Origin of the sequence: Pseudomonas sp. TH31 (assembly GCF_016650815.1) — a bacterium.
Taxonomy (GTDB): domain Bacteria; phylum Pseudomonadota; class Gammaproteobacteria; order Pseudomonadales; family Pseudomonadaceae; genus Aquipseudomonas.
The window spans coordinates 112867-130262 of sequence record NZ_JAEKEZ010000015.1; the positions used below are offsets into that span (position 1 = coordinate 112867).

The following is a 17396-nucleotide window of genomic DNA, read 5'->3' on the forward strand; positions in this document are numbered from 1 at the left end:
AACTGGACTCGTTACCGATATGAAAACGGACGCTGCACGTAGCGCCAACCCAGCCAACGATGCCCATGCGATATCCTCGCCTGCACTGCTCGATCCCTGCCAACACGTGATGCATGAACTATTCAACTCAATCAGTGCATTAAAGCTGTGTCCCGGCAACCGCTCCGACTGGTCTGCCGTATCTGATGGAAGTATCCATGCGGTCCGCGATCATTTAAATATCCTCACCCGAGTACTGCTTGATCCACCCCTGCCGACACTCTCTTCGGTGGGCCATTATCAACGTCACGCCGCCCGTTTCACCGCGCATTACTATGCCAGGCATCCAGGACAGGAAGCGTTCTGCCACGAACATGCTGAACTGGTCCTCGATGGATTGTCGCGACACGGGCTTGGCGAGCAAGCGTTGTTGTTGAGAATTCAGGATAAAAGCAAACCGGGCCGCACTCATGTACTGGTCATCTATGCCGATGTCCCCGCCGTCGATGCACCTGAATTGTTGAAGCCATTCGTTGAACCCCGTCGCAAAGCACCCTTGACGATCAGCCAACCCGGCATGGATCTCGATACTTTTGTCTACTACCTCACCAAACACGCCCAAAAAGTGCGCCTGCTTGATGCTTGGGGCACGGTTAAATCGCTGGATTTCGCGGCGCAAAGTTCGCCATCCGAGGTCAAGGCAACGCTGTATCCAATGATCCGCGAGGGTTTAGGGTGGGATCCTTCAACCTTGGTGGAGAGCAAGAACATTCATATACAGAGCGCACGCCAGGAGTGGCCGTTCCAGCCAACGCCAAAGGCCATTAAAAACCTGCGCACCGATATCCGCCAATGGGCGAGTGCAGGGTATCCGGCACCTCAGGTATTTGAGGCGCTCGCTAATGAATTAAGCACCTTCAAAGATCTCCAGGGTAAAGATTACCTCGCGCTGGCAGGGCATTTGACAAAGGCCTGCAAGGACGCCGGCATCATCGATTGCGCTGAAATCTGGATCAATGCCCAGGAGGGAAGCCTTCATGTTTCGGAACAGGGCGCGACCGGTCGCGGAACATCCATACCTTTATCGGATAGCCATCGCCCCATAGAAGAATCTCCCGCAGGGGAGTGCGTTCCAGATGTGCAAGCGAGCCTGCTCGCGAAGACGCCCAGAGCGCCGTCGTGAAACCTACCGGAGAAAGAGCGCCACCTTGCTCGCCGCAGCCGCCAAATGCTGCCCATGGGTAAACCCGGAAACCTTCAACGGCTTCAAATCATGGTCCCCCGCCGCCAGCCACATCACCTCGATGCCCGGCGATAGCACATACCCCTCGACCGCTTCGCGATTGCCCAGCGCATCCCGCTCACCCTGGACAATCAGCGTCCGCGTTTTTAACCCGGCCAGGTGCTCGACCCGAGGCTTGTGCGGCTTGCCCACGGCATAGAACGGATACCCCAGACACACCAGCGCATCCGCGCCCAATTCATCCGCCAGCAAACTGGCCATCCGCCCGCCCATGGACTTGCCGCCAATGGCCAGGCGCCCAGTGACATGGCGTCGCACCACGGCATAGACCTCACGCCAGCATTCCAGCAGTTTCGGCGCTGGGTTCGGTGGGCGTTTACCGCCGTCGAGGCGCCGCTGGGCCATGTACGCAAACTCGAAGCGCAGCACGTTGACCCCAAGTTCAGCAAGGCGCGCAGCCATGTCGCTCATCCAGGCGCTGTCCATCGGCGCGCCGGCGCCGTGAGCCAGGATCAGGGTGGTCGATGACGGCGTCGATGCCGCGTCCCATAGCCAGCCATGTTCAGCCACGCACCGCCCCCATTGATCCCCGTCAATACTGGCCTTGTGCTCTTTGTTCATGCTTGCCTCGCTTTTAGTCTGCCTATAACTCCAGGCGAAGGAAGCGTCTGCCTTGCGCGGCTTACTCGCAAAGACGGGCCTTCACTTCGGCTGAACCGTGGATGGGGAACCATGAACACTTCTATCAGTACCGCCTACAACTACAAGGTGGTCCGCCAATTCGCCATTATGACGGTGGTGTGGGGCATCGTCGGCATGGGGCTCGGGGTTTTTCTCGCGGCTCAATTGGTCTGGCCCGAACTCAACTTCAATTTGCCGTGGACCAGCTTCGGCCGCCTGCGCCCGTTGCACACCAACGCGGTGATCTTCGCCTTCGGCGGTTGCGCCCTGTTCGCCAGTTCGTTCTATTCGGTGCAACGCACCTGCCAGACCCGACTGTTTGCGCCAAAAATCGCTCAGTTCTGCTTCTGGGGCTGGCAACTGGTGATCGTGCTGGCGGCCATCAGCCTGCCACTGGGTTACACCAGTTCCAAGGAATACGCCGAGCTGGAATGGCCGATCGACATCCTGATCACCATCGTCTGGGTCGCCTACGCCATCGTGTTCTTCGGGACCCTGGCCAAGCGTACGACCAAGCACATCTACGTCGGTAACTGGTTCTTCGGTGCGTTTATCATCACCGTGGCGATTCTGCACATCGTCAACAACCTGGAAATCCCGGTCAGCTGGAACAAGTCCTACTCGGTGTACGGCGGGGCGACGGATGCCATGGTTCAGTGGTGGTACGGCCACAACGCGGTGGGGTTCTTCCTGACCGCCGGCTTCCTGGGGATGATGTATTACTTCGTGCCGAAACAGGCCGAGCGCCCGGTGTACTCCTATCGTTTGTCGATCGTGCATTTCTGGGCCCTGATCACCCTGTACATCTGGGCCGGTCCGCACCACTTGCACTACACCGCGCTGCCGGACTGGGCACAGTCGCTGGGCATGGTGATGTCGCTGATCCTGCTGGCGCCAAGCTGGGGCGGGATGATCAACGGGATGATGACGCTCTCGGGCGCCTGGCATAAGTTGCGCAGCGACCCGATCCTGCGCTTCCTGGTGGTCTCGCTGGCGTTCTACGGCATGTCGACCTTCGAAGGGCCGATGATGGCGATCAAGACGGTCAACGCCCTCTCCCACTACACCGACTGGACCATCGGCCACGTACACGCCGGGGCACTCGGTTGGGTGGCGATGATTTCCATCGGCGCGCTGTACCACATGATCCCGAAAATCTTCGGCCGCCCACAGATGCACAGCCTCGGCCTGATCAACGCGCACTTCTGGCTCGCGACCATCGGCACCGTGCTCTACATCGCTTCGATGTGGGTCAACGGCATCGCCCAGGGCCTCATGTGGCGCGCTGTCAACGAAGACGGCACGCTGACCTACTCCTTCGTCGAAACCCTGGTGGCCAGCCACCCAGGTTTCGTCGTGCGGTTGGTGGGCGGTGCGATCTTCTTCAGTGGCATGTTGCTGATGGCCTACAACACCTGGCGCACCGTGCGGGCCTCGCAGCCTGCCGAAGCCGCCGCTGCCGCGCAGATGGCCTGAGGAGTCCGCCATGAAACACGAAACAATCGAGAAAAACGTCGGCCTGTTGCTGTTGCTGATGGTCCTGGCCGTGAGCATCGGCGGTCTGACCCAGATCGTCCCGCTGTTCTTCCAGGACGTAACCAATAAACCGGTGGAAGGCATGAAGCCCTACACCGCGCTGCAACTGGAAGGTCGCGACATCTACATCCGCGAAGGCTGCGTCGGTTGCCACTCGCAGATGATCCGGCCGTTTCGCGCCGAGACCGAACGCTACGGGCACTACTCGGTGGCCGGTGAAAGCGTCTGGGATCACCCGTTCCTGTGGGGCTCCAAGCGCACCGGGCCGGACCTGGCGCGGGTCGGTGGTCGCTACTCCGAAGACTGGCATCGCGCGCACTTGTACAACCCGCGCAACGTCGTGCCGGAATCGAAAATGCCTGGCTACCCGTGGCTGGTGTCCAACCAGCTCGACAGCAGCCACACCGAAACCAAGATCCGCGCCATGCGCACCCTCGGCGTGCCGTACACCGATGACGACATTACCGGCGCTGTCGCTTCGCTCAAGGGCAAGACCGAAATGGACGCGCTCGTCGCCTACCTGCAAGTGCTCGGCACTGCCATCAAGAGCAAGAGGTGAGTCATGGTCTTTGAGATGAGCAGTGGAATGATCCGCGGCCTGGGCACGGTCGTGGTGTTTGTGGCCTTCGTCGGCCTGGCGTTGTGGGTGTTCAACGGCAAGCGCAGCCCGGAATTCGCCGAGGCGCGTTTGCTGCCGTTCGCCGATGAGCCGTTACCCGACGACGCCAACACCCAAGAACCTGAAACAAGGAGTACCCGGCCATGACCACCTTCTGGAGTACGTGGATCTGCGTACTGACCATCGGCAGCCTGATCGGCCTGACCTGGCTGCTGATCGGCACCCGCAAGGGCGAAACCAAGGGCAGTGTCGACCAGACCATGGGCCACAGCTTCGACGGCATCGAGGAGTATGACAACCCGCTGCCGCAGTGGTGGTTCATGCTGTTCGCCGGCACGCTGGTGTTTGCCGTGGGTTACTTGATTCTGTATCCGGGCCTGGGCAACTGGAAAGGCATCCTGCCCGGCTACGAGGACGGCTGGACCGGCGTTCACGAATGGGAAAAGGAAATGGACAAGGCCGACGCCAGGTTCGGGCCGATCTTCGCCAAGTTCGCAGCGATGCCAGTGGAAGAAGTCGCCAAAGACCCGCAAGCGCTGAAAATGGGCGGTCGCCTGTTTGCCTCCAATTGCTCGGTGTGCCACGGCTCGGACGCCAAGGGTGCCTTCGGCTTCCCGAACCTGGCCGACAGCGATTGGCGCTGGGGCGGCGCTGCCGACACCATCAAGACCACGATCATGGGCGGTCGCATGGCGGCGATGCCGGCCTGGGGTGAAATCCTCGGTGAGGCTGGCGTAAAAAACGTCGCCGCGTATGTGCGTCACGAACTGGCCGGCCTGCCATTGCCGGCTGACAACAGCGCCGACATCAACGCCGGACAGCAAGTCTTCAGCACCACTTGCGTAGCCTGTCACGGGGCAAACGGCCAGGGCACTGAAGCCATGGGCGCGCCAAATCTGACGCACCCGGCCGGCTTTATCTACGGTTCAAGCCTGGTGCAACTGCAACAAACCGTACGTCATGGCCGCCAGGGCCATATGCCGGCGCAGAGCGAACTGCTCGGCAACGATAAGGTGCAACTGCTGGCCGCTTACGTTTACAGCTTATCGCAAGGTGCCAGTACCGAGCGCTTGCAGGCTGAAGGCAAAAACGAATAATTCCTGACCGCTCTGCTGCCGCATTCTCTCGGATGCGGCAGTTCCCTGCTTCTTTGCGACCCATTGTCGCACCCTCAATCAGTCTCCCTTTCGGTTCCCCGGAATCGGGTCTACGCTTGCTCGATGCGGACTGGCAAAGTACCGGTTCCAGGTCGACCCTAGCCGATGTGTTCGACGAATCTGCTCGATGACAGGCCGCAAAGGCTGGTAGATACCGGCTGTCGTGCCAATTGCCATCGGTCACCTTATCGTTGCGTTTCAACACACCCCGTTACAACTGACCTGACCCCCTTGCCTTTTTCATCCGCTGCGACATTTTGTCCGGGGCCAATTTTGTCCTTACGCAGCGCATGGAAAGGCCGCAGAATCAGCGTCTGAAAGCATTGACCCAGGTCATGGCGCGTTGCAATGACCCCCTGCTTTCTACATACTTGCGGCCGATTTTTACTCCTAATAAAACACCCAAACCGTGGAACCTTAGAATGAGCACAGCAATCAGTCCGACTGCTTATAACTATAAGGTAGTCCGCCAGTTCGCCATCATGACGGTGGTCTGGGGGATCCTTGGCATGGGGCTTGGTGTCTTCATCGCCTCACAGCTTGTATGGCCGGAATTGAACTTCGGTCTGCCGTGGACGACTTTTGGACGCTTACGCCCGCTGCACACCAACCTGGTGATTTTCGCCTTCGGTGGATGTGCACTGTTTGCCACTTCTTATTACGTCGTGCAGCGAACCTGCCAAACGCGACTGATTTCCGATAGCCTCGCGGCCTTCCACTTCTGGGGATGGCAAGCGGTGATCATCGGCGCGATCGTGACCTTGCCGCTGGGTTACACCACCACCAAGGAATACGCCGAACTGGAATGGCCCCTGGCTATCCTGCTGGCCATTGTCTGGATCGTCTACGCACTGGTGTTTTTCGGCACCATCGTCAAGCGCAAGACCAAGCACATCTATGTCGGCAACTGGTTCTACGGTGCCTTCATCGTCGTGACCGCGATGCTGCACATCGTCAACCACGCCTCCCTGCCGGTCAGTTTCTTCAAGTCCTACTCGGCCTACGCCGGTGCGACTGACGCCATGATCCAATGGTGGTATGGCCACAACGCAGTAGGTTTCTTCCTGACCACCGGCTTCCTGGGGATGATGTACTACTTCGTTCCGAAGCAGGCCGAGCGTCCGATCTACTCCTATCGCCTGTCCATCGTGCACTTCTGGGCGCTGATCACCCTGTACATCTGGGCCGGTCCGCACCACTTGCACTACACCGCTCTGCCGGACTGGGCGCAGTCCCTGGGCATGGCAATGTCGATCATCCTGCTGGCACCCAGCTGGGGCGGCATGATCAACGGCATGATGACCCTGTCGGGCGCCTGGCATAAGCTGCGCACCGACCCGATCCTGCGCTTTTTGGTCGTGTCCCTCGCGTTCTACGGCATGTCGACCTTCGAAGGCCCGATGATGGCCATCAAGACCGTCAACTCGCTGTCGCACTACACCGACTGGACCATCGGCCACGTACACGCCGGCGCGCTTGGCTGGGTAGCGATGATCTCGATCGGCGCGATCTACCACATGATCCCGAAACTGTTCGGTCGCACGCAGATGCACAGCATCGGCCTGATCAATACGCACTTCTGGCTCGCGACCATCGGTACCGTTCTGTACATCGCCTCGATGTGGGTCAACGGCATCACCCAGGGTCTGATGTGGCGTGCAATCAACGACGACGGCACCCTCACCTACTCGTTCGTTGAAGCGCTGCAAGCCAGCCACCCTGGTTACATCGTTCGCGCCTTGGGCGGTGCGTTCTTTGCCAGCGGCATGCTGTTCATGGCCTACAACGTATTCCGTACCGTACGTGCCTCGAACCCGGCTGAAGCCGAAGCCGCCGCTCAGATTGCTGTAGTTGGAGCTCACTGATGAAGCATGAAGCAGTCGAGAAGAACATTGGCCTGCTGGCCTTCTTCATGGTTATCGCCGTCAGCATCGGCGGCCTGACCCAGATCGTTCCGCTGTTTTTCCAGGACGTCACCAACAAGCCGGTTGAAGGCATGAAGCCTCGCCCGGCGCTGGAACTTGAAGGGCGTGACATCTTCATCGCCAACGGTTGTGTCGGCTGCCACTCGCAGATGATCCGCCCGTTCCGCGCTGAAACCGAACGTTACGGCCACTATTCGGTAGCCGGTGAAAGCGTCTGGGACCACCCGTTCCTGTGGGGTTCCAAGCGTACCGGTCCGGACCTGGCCCGCGTCGGCGGTCGTTACTCCGATGACTGGCAGCGTGCGCACTTGTACAACCCGCGCAACGTCGTGCCTGAGTCGAAAATGCCGGCCTACCCGTTCCTCGTGGAAAACAAGCTCGACGGCAAAGACACCGCCAAGAAAATGGAAGTCTTGCGCACGCTCGGCGTCCCTTACACCGACGAAGACATCGCCGGCGCCAAGGATGCTGTGAAGGGCAAAACCGAAATGGACGCGCTGGTGGCCTATCTGCAAGGCCTGGGCACCATCATCAAAAGCAAACGGTGATTTAGATGGATATCGGGATGATTCGTGGCCTGGGCACCGTTGTCGTGATGGTGGCCTTTATCGGTCTGGCGTTGTGGGTGTTCAGCCCCAAGCGCAAGTCGGAGTTTGAAGACGCGACCTTGCTGCCTTTCGCGGATGATCCCGAAGCCATCAAGCACGTCGAGCAAGCTTCTAGGAGTAACAAAGAATGACTACATTCTGGAGTCTGTACGTCACGGTCCTCAGTCTGGGCACCATTTTCGCCCTGACCTGGCTGCTGCTGTCGACCCGCAAGGGCCAGCGCAGCGAGCAGACGGAAGAAACGGTGGGGCACTCCTTCGACGGGATCGAGGAGTACGACAACCCACTGCCGAAATGGTGGTTCATGCTGTTCGTGGGCACTATCATTTTCGCCTTGGGCTACCTGGTTCTGTACCCGGGCCTGGGTAACTGGAAAGGCCTGCTGCCGGGTTACAACTACCTCGATAACGACAAGCAGACCGCGTTCGCCAACGGCCAGACCGGCTGGACCGGCGTTCACGAGTGGGAAAAGGAAATGGCCAAGTCGGACGCCAAGTTCGGCCCGATCTTCGCCAAGTTCGCCTCCATGCCCATCGAAGAAGTGGCCAAGGACCCGCAAGCCCTGAAGATGGGTGGCCGTTTGTTCGCCTCCAACTGCTCGGTCTGCCACGGTTCCGACGCCAAGGGTGCTTATGGCTTCCCTAACCTGACCGACGCCGACTGGCGCTGGGGCGGCGAACCGGAAACCATCAAGACCACCATCATGGGCGGCCGTCATGCGGTGATGCCAGCCTGGGCTGAAGTGATCGGCGAGCAAGGCGTTGCAGATGTTGCCTCGTTTGTGCTGACCAACCTCGACGGCCGCAAGATGCCGGAAGGCACCAAGGCTGATCCGGTTGCCGGCCAGAAACTATTCGCGGCCAACTGCGTGGTTTGCCACGGTCCGGAAGGCAAAGGTACGCCAGCAATGGGCGCACCTAACCTGACCCACCCGGCGGCATTCATCTACGGTTCGAGCTTTGCTCAACTGCAGCAGACCATCCGTTACGGCCGTCAGGGCCAGATGCCTGCGCAGGAACAGCTGCAAGGCAACGACAAGGTTCACCTGCTGGCCGCTTACGTCTACAGCCTGTCTCACGGTGAGAAGGCAGCGGACGCCCAGTAAGGCAAACGCTTGACGCAACAAAAAACGGCCCCGCCCATGTGAATTGGCGGGGCCGTTTTGTTTATGGCCTATGCTCGACCTACATTCGATCCGTAGGAGCTGCCGAAGGCTGCGATCTTTTGATCTTCGCCCTTAAACGGCAAGATCAAAAGATCGCAGCCTTCGGCAGCTCCTACGTGGTAAATCGGGATCATTCGGTACATCGAGGAAACGGAAGGAAACAGGATCACCCGTCCCAGCCTGAAATCTCATCCATAATTCACAAGTCAATTGATTCAAGTCATTACACCGTCAAATGAATTCCGCAAACGTGACCAAAGGTCGCACCCTTGAGCTAGAGCGACAGGCGTATCATTGCGCCACTGCAATACCTCTTTTTGACCGCGGTCGGCATGTACTGACCGAGGCATTTTTCCACTGCCGTGGGATGCAATGATGAGCAATCAGATTCCGGTACACGACGTTACCCCGCCTGCCAAGAACGCGAACAACAGCGTCGACCTCTACGCCTCTCGAGAAAAGATCTACACCCGCGCCTTCACAGGCCTGTTCCGCAACCTGCGAATGATGGGCGGGGCCGGTTTGTTCCTGCTGTATTTCGGTACGGTGTGGTTGAACTGGGGGTCATCAAGCCGTCTGGTGGAACCTGCCGGAACGTAAATTCTTCATTTTTGGCGCGACCTTCTGGCCCCAGGATTTCATCCTGCTCTCGGGCCTGCTGATCATCAGCGCCTTCGGCCTGTTCTTCATTACCGTGTACGCCGGGCGCGTCTGGTGCGGCTATACCTGCCCGCAAAGCGTCTGGACCTGGATTTTCATGTGGTGCGAGAAGGTCACCGAAGGCGACCGCAACCAGCGCATCAAGCTCGACAAAGCGCCGATGAGTGGCAACAAATTCCTGCGCAAACTCAGCAAGCACAGCCTGTGGCTGTTGATCGGCCTCGTCACCGGCATGACCTTCGTCGGTTACTTTTCGCCCATTCGCGAGCTGACCATCGACTTCTTCACCGGCGAGGCCGATGGCTGGTCGTACTTCTGGGTCGGTTTCTTCACCCTCGCCACTTACGGCAATGCCGGCTGGTTGCGCGAGCAGGTGTGCATCTACATGTGCCCGTATGCGCGCTTCCAGAGCGTGATGTTCGACAAGGACACCCTGATCGTTTCCTACGACCCGCGTCGTGGTGAGTCCCGCGGCCCGCGCAAGAAAGGCGTGGACTACAAGGCCCAAGGCCTGGGCGACTGCATCGACTGCACCATGTGCGTGCAGGTCTGCCCGACCGGCATCGACATCCGCGATGGCCTGCAAATCGAGTGCATCGGCTGCGCCGCCTGCATCGATGCCTGCGACAGCATCATGGACAAGATGGACTACCCGCGCGGCCTGATCAGCTACACCACCGAGCACAACCTGTCCGGACAGGTCACCCATAAACTGCGCCCACGGCTGATTGGCTATGCCGTGGTGCTGCTGACCATGATCGGCTTGCTGGTCACCGCGTTCTTCATGCGTTCGCTGGTCGGTTTCGACGTCAGCAAGGACCGTGTGCTGTACCGCGAGAACGCCGAAGGCCGGATCGAAAACGTCTACAGCCTGAAGATCATGAACAAAGACCAGCGCGACCACACCTACCTGCTCGAAGCCAGCGGCCTGCCGGACCTCAAGCTGCAAGGCAAACGTGAGATCAAAGTCGCCGCCGGGGAAATATTCAGCCAGCCGGTGGAGCTGTCCAGCGCACCGGAGCAATTGCCATCGAGCACCAATGAGGTGAAATTCACCCTCAAGGATGCCGATGACGACAGCGTCCACGTTGAAGCCAAGAGCCGATTCATCGGCCCACAAATTCGTTGAGAGAACTGAACATGCCCGCAGCAAATGCCGCAAGCCCTTGGTACAAGCATCTTTGGCCGTGGATCATCATCGCGATTCTGACCTGTTCGGTGACCCTGACCCTGTCCATGGTGACCATTGCGGTCAAAAACCCGGACAACCTGGTCAACGACAACTACTACGAGGCCGGCAAAGGCATCAACCGTTCCCTGGACCGTGAGTTGCTGGCGCAGACCCTGAAAATGCACGCCAACGTCCACCTGGATGAGGTGACCGGTGAAGTCGACCTGCGCCTGACCGGCAACAGCCAGCCCAAGACCCTTGAACTGAACCTGATCTCGCCGACCCAGCCGGAGAAGGATCGCAAGATCACCCTGACCCGCAGCGAAACCGAACAGGGTCGCTACATCGGCCAGATGAGCGACAAGGTCGACGGCCGCCGGTTCGTTGAACTGTTGGGCGTGCAGGACGACAAGACCTGGCGCATGTTCGAGGAAGAACAGATCAGCCCCGACAAGAACCTGCTGCTGGGCGATGAACCGCTGCAAGGTGCTGAAGACAAGTAAAACCTGAGGGCCTCTGGAGCCTGTAGGAGCTGTCGAGTGAAACGAGGCTGCGATCTTTTGATGTTGTTTTTGAAGAGCAAGATCAAAAGATCGCAGCCTCGTTTCACTCGACAGCTCCTACAGTGATGAGGTCCGGCCTTGATTCAGCGGCATTAGCGAAAACCCCATGACCACCCCAACCCCTTGCTACCACTGCGCCCTGCCCGTCCCGGCCGGCGGCCGCTTCACCGCCGTCGTCCTCGGTGAAACCCGCGAGCTCTGCTGCCCGGGTTGCCAGGCCGTGGCTGAAGCCATTGTGGCCGGTGGCCTGGAAAGCTATTACCAGCACCGCAGCGAAGCCTCGGCCAACCCGCAAAACCTGCCGGTGCAATTGGTTGACGAACTGGCGCTGTACGACCGCGCCGACGTCCAGCAACCCTTCGTCCGTCACGAAGGCGAACTCGCCGAAACCACACTGCTGATGGAAGGCATCAGTTGCGCCGCTTGCGGCTGGCTGATCGAGAAACACCTGCGTGGCTTGCCGGCCGTGGCCGAAGCGCGACTGAACCTGTCCAACCACCGCCTATTCGTGCGCTGGGCCGACGCCCAACTGCCGCTCAGCCAACTGCTCAGCGAATTGCGCCACATCGGTTACGCCGCGCACCCTTATCAAGCCGACCGCGCCAGCGAACAACTGGCCAGCGAAAACCGCCTGGCCCTGCGCCAACTCGGCGTGGCCGGATTGCTGTGGTTCCAGGCGATGATGGCGACCATGGCCACCTGGCCCGAATTCAACATCGACCTCAGCCCCGAATTGCACACCATCCTGCGCTGGGTCGCGCTGTTCCTGACCACGCCGATTGTGTTTTACAGCTGCGCGCCCTTCTTCAAGGGCGCCATGCGCGACCTGCGCACTCGGCACCTGACCATGGATGTTTCGGTCTCGCTGGCGATTGGCAGTGCTTACCTCGCCGGGATCTGGACCTCGATCACTGGCGTCGGCGAACTGTATTTCGATGCGGTCGGGATGTTCGCGCTGTTCCTGCTGGCCGGGCGTTACCTGGAGCGGCGCGCCCGGGAGCGCACCGCCGCCGCCACTGCCCAGCTGGTGAATTTATTGCCCGCATCGTGCCTGCGCTTGAGCGCCGACGGCCAGAGCGAGCGAATCCTGCTCAGTGAATTGCGCGTCGGCGATCAGGTGCTGGTGCATCCCGGCGCCATACTCCCGGCCGACGGCAAGGTTCTCGATGGCCAGTCGAGCATCGACGAATCCCTGCTCACCGGTGAATACCTGCCTCAACCGCGCACGCTTGGCGATGCGGTCACGGCCGGCACCTTGAACGTCGAAGGCGCGTTGACCGTGGAGGTGCTGGCGCTGGGTCACGACACACGACTGTCCGCCATCGTCCGCCTGCTCGAACGCGCCCAGGCGGAAAAACCGCGCCTGGCGGAAATTGCCGACCGCGCCGCCCAATGGTTCCTGCTGCTGTCATTGATTGCCGCCGCCGCCATCGGCCTGTTGTGGTGGGAGCTGGATTCGTCGCGAGCGTTCTGGATCGTACTGGCGATGCTCGTCGCGACCTGCCCGTGCGCCTTGTCCCTGGCCACGCCGACCGCCCTGACCGCCGCCACCGGCACGCTGCACAAACTTGGCCTGTTGCTGACACGCGGCCATGTCCTGGAGGGCCTGAACCAGATCGACACGGTGATTTTCGACAAGACCGGCACGCTGACGGAAGGCCGGCTGGCGCTGCGCTCGATTCGCCCGCTCGGTTCGCTCAACAGTGATCAATGCCTGAGCCTCGCGGCGGCCCTGGAAAACCGCTCCGAACACCCGATCGCCCGCGCTTTTGGTCGTGCGCCACTGGCCGCTGAAGAAGTCCTCAGCACGCCGGGGCTGGGCCTTGAAGGCTTGGTCGGTGATCAACGCTTGCGCATCGGCCAACCCGGTTTTGTCTGTGAACTCAGTGGCACCACCGTGCCGCTGATGCCGGATGAAGCCGGCCAATGGCTGCTACTCGGTGACAGCTTCGGGCCGCTGGCGTGGTTTGTCCTCGACGACCGATTACGCGCCGATGCCCCGGCGCTGCTCGCCGCGTGCAAGGCTCGCGGCTGGCGCACGCTGTTGTTGTCGGGCGACAGCTCGCCAATGGTCGCCAGCGTCGCCGCTGAACTGGGCATCGACGAAGCCCGTGGCGGCTTGCGGCCCGACGACAAGTTACAAGTGCTGCAACAACTGCACAGGGAAGGTCGCAAGGTGTTGATGCTCGGCGACGGGGTCAACGACGTGCCGGTGCTGGCCGCCGCCGACATCAGCGTGGCCATGGGCTCGGCCACCGACCTGGCGAAAACCAGCGCCGACGCGGTGTTGCTGTCCAATCGCCTCGACGCCTTGGTGCAAGCCTTCAGCCTCGCGCGGCGCACCCGCCGGGTAATCATCGAGAACCTGCTGTGGGCCGGGCTGTACAATGGCCTCATGTTGCCGTTCGCCGCCCTCGGCTGGATCACTCCGGTGTGGGCCGCGATTGGCATGTCGATCAGTTCGTTGACCGTGGTACTCAATGCCCTGCGCCTGACTCGCATGCCGAGCACGCCAAAGGCCCGCACCATGCCAGAAACCCGTCCGCTGCCGGCCTGAGCCGCGCGGGCATGGAGCCTTCCAATGCCAGCTCTTTACGTGATGATCCCGGCCGCGCTGCTGATCGTGGCCATCGCCGTCTACATCTTCTTCTGGGCGGTCGACAGCGGGCAGTACGACGACCTCGACGGCCCGGCCCACAGCATTCTGTTCGACGACCAGGACCCGGCTCACAAAGCGGCGGTCGAGGAGGCTGCCGGTCATTCGATCAAACCGGATGACAAGGCGCCACCCCATGCTTGAGCTGGCGCCATTGCTGGTGTCTGCGCTGATCCTCGGCCTGCTGGGCGGCGGCCATTGCCTGGGGATGTGCGGCGGTTTGATGGGCGCGCTGACGCTGGCGATTCCCAGGGAGCAACGCAGCCGTCGCTTGCGCTTGCTGCTGGCTTACAACCTTGGGCGAATTCTCAGCTACGCCACGGCCGGCCTGCTGATCGGTCTGGCTGGCTGGGCGGTGGCCAACAGCCCGGCGGCAATGTTCATGCGGATCATTGCCGGGTTGCTGTTGATCAGCATGGGCCTGTACCTGGCCGGCTGGTGGAGCGGCCTGACCCGCATCGAAAGCCTCGGTCGCGGCCTGTGGCGGCATATCCAGCCGGTTGCCAACAAACTGCTGCCGGTGTCGAGCCTGCCGCGCGCGTTACTGCTGGGCGCGCTCTGGGGCTGGCTGCCGTGCGGGCTGGTTTACAGTACGTTGCTGTGGGCGGCGAGCCAGGGTAATGCGCTGGACAGTGCGTTGTTGATGCTGGCGTTCGGGCTGGGGACATGGCCGGTTTTATTGGCCACAGGACTGGCGGCCGAACGGGTCACCGCGTTGTTGCGCAAGCGCAGTGTGCGGATGAGCGGCGGGGTGCTGGTGATCCTGTTCGGGATCTGGACGTTGCCGGGGCCGCATCAGCATTGGTTGATGGGGCATTAGATCAACGACGCAGCCTTGTAGCAGCTGCCGAAGGCTGCGTTCGAGGACGAAGTCCTCGCAAATCCAGCGCCCCCGATCTACCTGTAATACCGAGGGGGATGGTTTACGACGGCTTCGCCGCCGAACGCAGCCTTGTAGCAGCTGCCGAAGGCTGCGTTCGAGGACGAAGTCCTCGCAAATCCAGCGCCCCCGATCTACCTGTAATACCGAGGAGGATGGTTTACGACGGCTTCGCCGCCGAACGCAGCCTTGTAGCAGCTGCCGAAGGCTGCGTTCGAGGACGAAGTCCTCGCAAATCCAGCGCCCCCGATCTACCTGTAATACCGAGGGGGATGGTTTACGACGGCTTCGCCGCCGAACGCAGCCTTGTAGCAGCTGCCGAAGGCTGCGTTCGAGGACGAAGTCCTCGCAAATCCAGCGCCCCCGATCTACCTGTAATACCGAGGGGAATGGTTTACGACGGCTTCGCCGCCGAACGCAGCCTTGTAGCAGCTGCCGAAGGCTGCGTTCGAGGACGAAGTCCTCGAACGCAGCCTTCGGCAGCTGCTACAGGTCGGCGGTGCCCATCGAATCCCTGTTGATGCAAATCAAGATGCCCCAACGCCGCACCCCATAGACTCGCTCACACTGCAAGCCTATCCGGGGGAATGCCCGCATGCTCGACGCCATTCGTTGGGACACCGATCTGATTCGCCGTTACGACCTGTCGGGGCCGCGCTACACCTCGTACCCGACCGCCGTTCAATTCAACAGCCAGGTCGGCACGTTCGACCTGTTTCATGCCCTGCGCGACAGCCGTAAAGCGCTGCGCCCACTCTCGTTATATGTGCACGTGCCGTTCTGCGCGAACATCTGCTACTACTGCGCCTGCAACAAAGTCATCACCAAGGATCGCGGCCGCGCACTCCCCTACTTGCAGCGCCTGGAGCAGGAGATCCAATTGATCGCCTGTCACCTGGACCCGGCACAGAAAGTCGAGCAATTGCATTTCGGCGGCGGCACCCCGACCTTTCTCAGCCACGACGAACTGCGCCAGTTGATGGCGCAGTTACGCAAGCACTTCAACTTGCTGGATGACGACTCCGGTGACTACGGCATTGAAATCGATCCCCGCGAAGCTGACTGGTCGACCATGGGCCTGCTGCGTGAGCTGGGCTTCAATCGGGTCAGCATCGGCCTCCAGGACCTGGACCCGGCGGTGCAACGCGCGGTCAATCGCCTGCAAAGCCTGGAAGAAACCCGCGCCGTGATCGACGCCGCGCGAACCTTGCAGTTTCGCTCGATCAACATCGATCTGATCTACGGTTTGCCGCGCCAGACGCCGGAAAACTTCGCCCGCACCGTTGACGAGGTCATCGCCCTGCAACCGGACCGGCTCTCGGTGTTCAACTACGCGCACCTGCCGGAACGCTTCTTGCCGCAACGGCGGATCAACAGCAATGAACTGCCGACGCCGGCGCAGAAACTGGAAATGCTCCAGGGCACCATCGAACAATTGACCAAGGCCGGCTATCGCTACATCGGAATGGACCACTTCGCCCTGCCGGATGATGAATTGGCCATCGCCCAGGAAGAATCGACCCTGCAACGCAACTTCCAGGGCTACACCACCCACGGTCACTGCGACTTGATCGGCCTCGGGGTCTCGGCCATCAGCCAGATCGGCGACCTGTACTGCCAGAACACCAGCGACCTGAGCCTGTATCAAAACACCCTGGCCTCGGCGCAACTGGCCACCAACCGTGGCCTGCTGTGCAACGCCGACGACCGCTTGCGACGGGCGGTGATTCAGCAACTGATCTGCAGTTTCACCTTGGATTTCGCCGGAATCGAGCAGGCATTCAACATTGATTTCCGAGGCTACTTCAGCGAACTCTGGCCGCAGCTGGAGGCGATGGCCAATGACGGCTTGATCGAACTGGACAGCGACCGGATCACCGTACTCCCCGCCGGACGCCTGTTGGTGCGCTCGGTGTGCATGGTGTTCGATGCCTATTTGGAACAGCAAAATCGCCAGCGGTTTTCCCGGGTGATTTAGGACTTCATGAGCAGCGACGCCGCCTTGAGGATTTGCTCCGGCGTCAGGCCCGCCTGCTTCATGGCTTTACTGAGCGCGGTATTGGCGGTGATCAGGCCACCGTTGAGGTTGTTGATAAACGCTTGCAAGGCGCCGAGTTTGGCCTTTATTTCTTCCGGACTGAGACGTTTATCTCTCATCACCGCCTGCATTTCGGCCATTTTTTCGGCGATCTGCTGCCGCAACTTGCGAATCATTTTCAGGACTTGCTGAATGTTTTCCGGCAAACCGCTTTCTTCGATGTCGCTGTTTTCACCCCTGGCCGCGGCGGCTTTCTCGATGCCGGCACCGGACAGCGACACGTTGATGCCCTGGACCATGTCCGGGGTAACGGCGCCTGGCAAGGTGATGCCCGAGTCATCGACCGTCGGTGTTTTCGAGATATCGATCAACGACGATAAACCGCTATTACCGGGATTCAACGTGCCAATGGCGGACATGAATGCAGCTCCTTGCAAGCGACCAGTAGACAGGTTATCGGCCGTCCGGCCGCTGGCTTTACGCGCCTGCGGCAAAATCGCCGTATGCTGGCCTGA

16 protein-coding genes and 1 pseudogene are annotated in these 17396 nt (G+C 60.5%); 15 read left to right on the plus strand and 2 right to left on the minus strand.

Annotation, left to right across the window (positions count from 1 at the left end; genetic code table 11):
* Nucleotides 1-19 precede the first annotated feature (19 nt).
* Nucleotides 20-1162, plus strand: a complete 1143-nt coding sequence (locus JFV26_RS12920; protein ID WP_201192881.1) for a hypothetical protein — start codon at nucleotides 20-22, stop codon at nucleotides 1160-1162.
* A gap of 3 nt (nucleotides 1163-1165) precedes the next feature.
* Here JFV26_RS12920 and JFV26_RS12925 read toward each other — a convergent pair whose 3' ends face one another.
* Nucleotides 1166-1843 (minus strand): alpha/beta family hydrolase, encoded by a 678-nt coding sequence (locus tag JFV26_RS12925; protein ID WP_201192884.1) that lies wholly within the window; start codon nucleotides 1841-1843, stop codon nucleotides 1166-1168.
* A gap of 111 nt (nucleotides 1844-1954) precedes the next feature.
* On the opposite strand from JFV26_RS12925, the gene ccoN (JFV26_RS12930) reads away from it, so the two are divergent.
* The 14 genes and pseudogenes from ccoN (JFV26_RS12930) to hemN all read left to right on the plus strand — a co-directional run bounded on the left by ccoN (JFV26_RS12930) (nucleotide 1955) and on the right by hemN (nucleotide 16821).
* Nucleotides 1955-3379, plus strand: coding sequence for a cytochrome-c oxidase, cbb3-type subunit I (gene ccoN, locus JFV26_RS12930; RefSeq protein ID WP_201192887.1), 1425 nt, complete (start codon nucleotides 1955-1957; stop codon nucleotides 3377-3379).
* A 10-nt stretch (nucleotides 3380-3389) separates the two neighbouring features.
* Nucleotides 3390-3998 carry a cytochrome-c oxidase, cbb3-type subunit II gene (gene ccoO / locus JFV26_RS12935; RefSeq protein ID WP_201192889.1) on the plus strand — a complete coding sequence of 203 codons (609 nt, stop codon included), beginning with the start codon at nucleotides 3390-3392 and terminating at the stop codon, nucleotides 3996-3998.
* Nucleotides 3999-4001: 3 nt separating this feature from the next.
* A complete protein-coding gene (locus JFV26_RS12940; protein WP_201192892.1) occupies nucleotides 4002-4205 on the plus strand; it encodes a cbb3-type cytochrome oxidase subunit 3 in 204 nt (67 codons plus the stop codon).
* The gene (gene ccoP, locus JFV26_RS12945) at nucleotides 4202-5155 is read left to right on the plus strand and encodes a cytochrome-c oxidase, cbb3-type subunit III (protein WP_201192896.1); all 954 of its coding nucleotides are present in this window, start codon (nucleotides 4202-4204) and stop codon (nucleotides 5153-5155) included. The genes JFV26_RS12940 and ccoP (JFV26_RS12945) overlap by 4 nt, the downstream gene beginning before the upstream one ends.
* A gap of 482 nt (nucleotides 5156-5637) precedes the next feature.
* Nucleotides 5638-7080, plus strand: a complete 1443-nt coding sequence (gene ccoN, locus JFV26_RS12950) for a cytochrome-c oxidase, cbb3-type subunit I (protein ID WP_201192899.1) — start codon at nucleotides 5638-5640, stop codon at nucleotides 7078-7080.
* On the plus strand, nucleotides 7080-7688 hold the full coding sequence (ccoO, locus tag JFV26_RS12955) for a cytochrome-c oxidase, cbb3-type subunit II (RefSeq protein WP_054593209.1): 609 nt from the start codon (nucleotides 7080-7082) through the stop codon (nucleotides 7686-7688). Before ccoN (JFV26_RS12950) ends, ccoO (JFV26_RS12955) begins: the two co-directional genes overlap by 1 nt.
* A 5-nt stretch (nucleotides 7689-7693) precedes the next feature.
* Complete coding sequence (locus JFV26_RS12960; RefSeq protein ID WP_003175465.1) at nucleotides 7694-7879, plus strand: CcoQ/FixQ family Cbb3-type cytochrome c oxidase assembly chaperone; 186 nt, start codon at nucleotides 7694-7696, stop codon at nucleotides 7877-7879.
* A complete protein-coding gene (ccoP, locus tag JFV26_RS12965; RefSeq protein WP_201192904.1) occupies nucleotides 7876-8853 on the plus strand; it encodes a cytochrome-c oxidase, cbb3-type subunit III in 978 nt (325 codons plus the stop codon). The genes JFV26_RS12960 and ccoP (JFV26_RS12965) overlap by 4 nt, the downstream gene beginning before the upstream one ends.
* Nucleotides 8854-9288: 435 nt before the next feature.
* Nucleotides 9289-10702 (plus strand): annotated as a pseudogene (ccoG, locus tag JFV26_RS12970) (cytochrome c oxidase accessory protein CcoG).
* A gap of 11 nt (nucleotides 10703-10713) precedes the next feature.
* Nucleotides 10714-11247, plus strand: coding sequence for a FixH family protein (locus JFV26_RS12975; RefSeq protein WP_201192908.1), 534 nt, complete (start codon nucleotides 10714-10716; stop codon nucleotides 11245-11247).
* A gap of 166 nt (nucleotides 11248-11413) precedes the next feature.
* Nucleotides 11414-13864, plus strand: a complete 2451-nt coding sequence (locus JFV26_RS12980) for a heavy metal translocating P-type ATPase (protein ID WP_201192910.1) — start codon at nucleotides 11414-11416, stop codon at nucleotides 13862-13864.
* A 24-nt stretch (nucleotides 13865-13888) separates the two neighbouring features.
* Nucleotides 13889-14107, plus strand: a complete 219-nt coding sequence (gene ccoS, locus JFV26_RS12985) for a cbb3-type cytochrome oxidase assembly protein CcoS (RefSeq protein ID WP_201192913.1) — start codon at nucleotides 13889-13891, stop codon at nucleotides 14105-14107.
* Nucleotides 14100-14783: a sulfite exporter TauE/SafE family protein gene (locus tag JFV26_RS12990; protein WP_201192916.1), complete on the plus strand. Its 684-nt coding sequence runs from the start codon at nucleotides 14100-14102 to the stop codon at nucleotides 14781-14783. Before ccoS ends, JFV26_RS12990 begins: the two co-directional genes overlap by 8 nt.
* A gap of 655 nt (nucleotides 14784-15438) precedes the next feature.
* Nucleotides 15439-16821: an oxygen-independent coproporphyrinogen III oxidase gene (gene hemN / locus JFV26_RS12995; protein ID WP_201192921.1), complete on the plus strand. Its 1383-nt coding sequence runs from the start codon at nucleotides 15439-15441 to the stop codon at nucleotides 16819-16821.
* Here hemN and JFV26_RS13000 read toward each other — a convergent pair.
* Nucleotides 16818-17300 (minus strand): hypothetical protein, encoded by a 483-nt coding sequence (locus JFV26_RS13000; RefSeq protein ID WP_201192924.1) that lies wholly within the window; start codon nucleotides 17298-17300, stop codon nucleotides 16818-16820. The two genes, hemN and JFV26_RS13000, sit on opposite strands and share 4 nt — an antisense overlap.
* Nucleotides 17301-17396 lie beyond the last annotated feature (96 nt).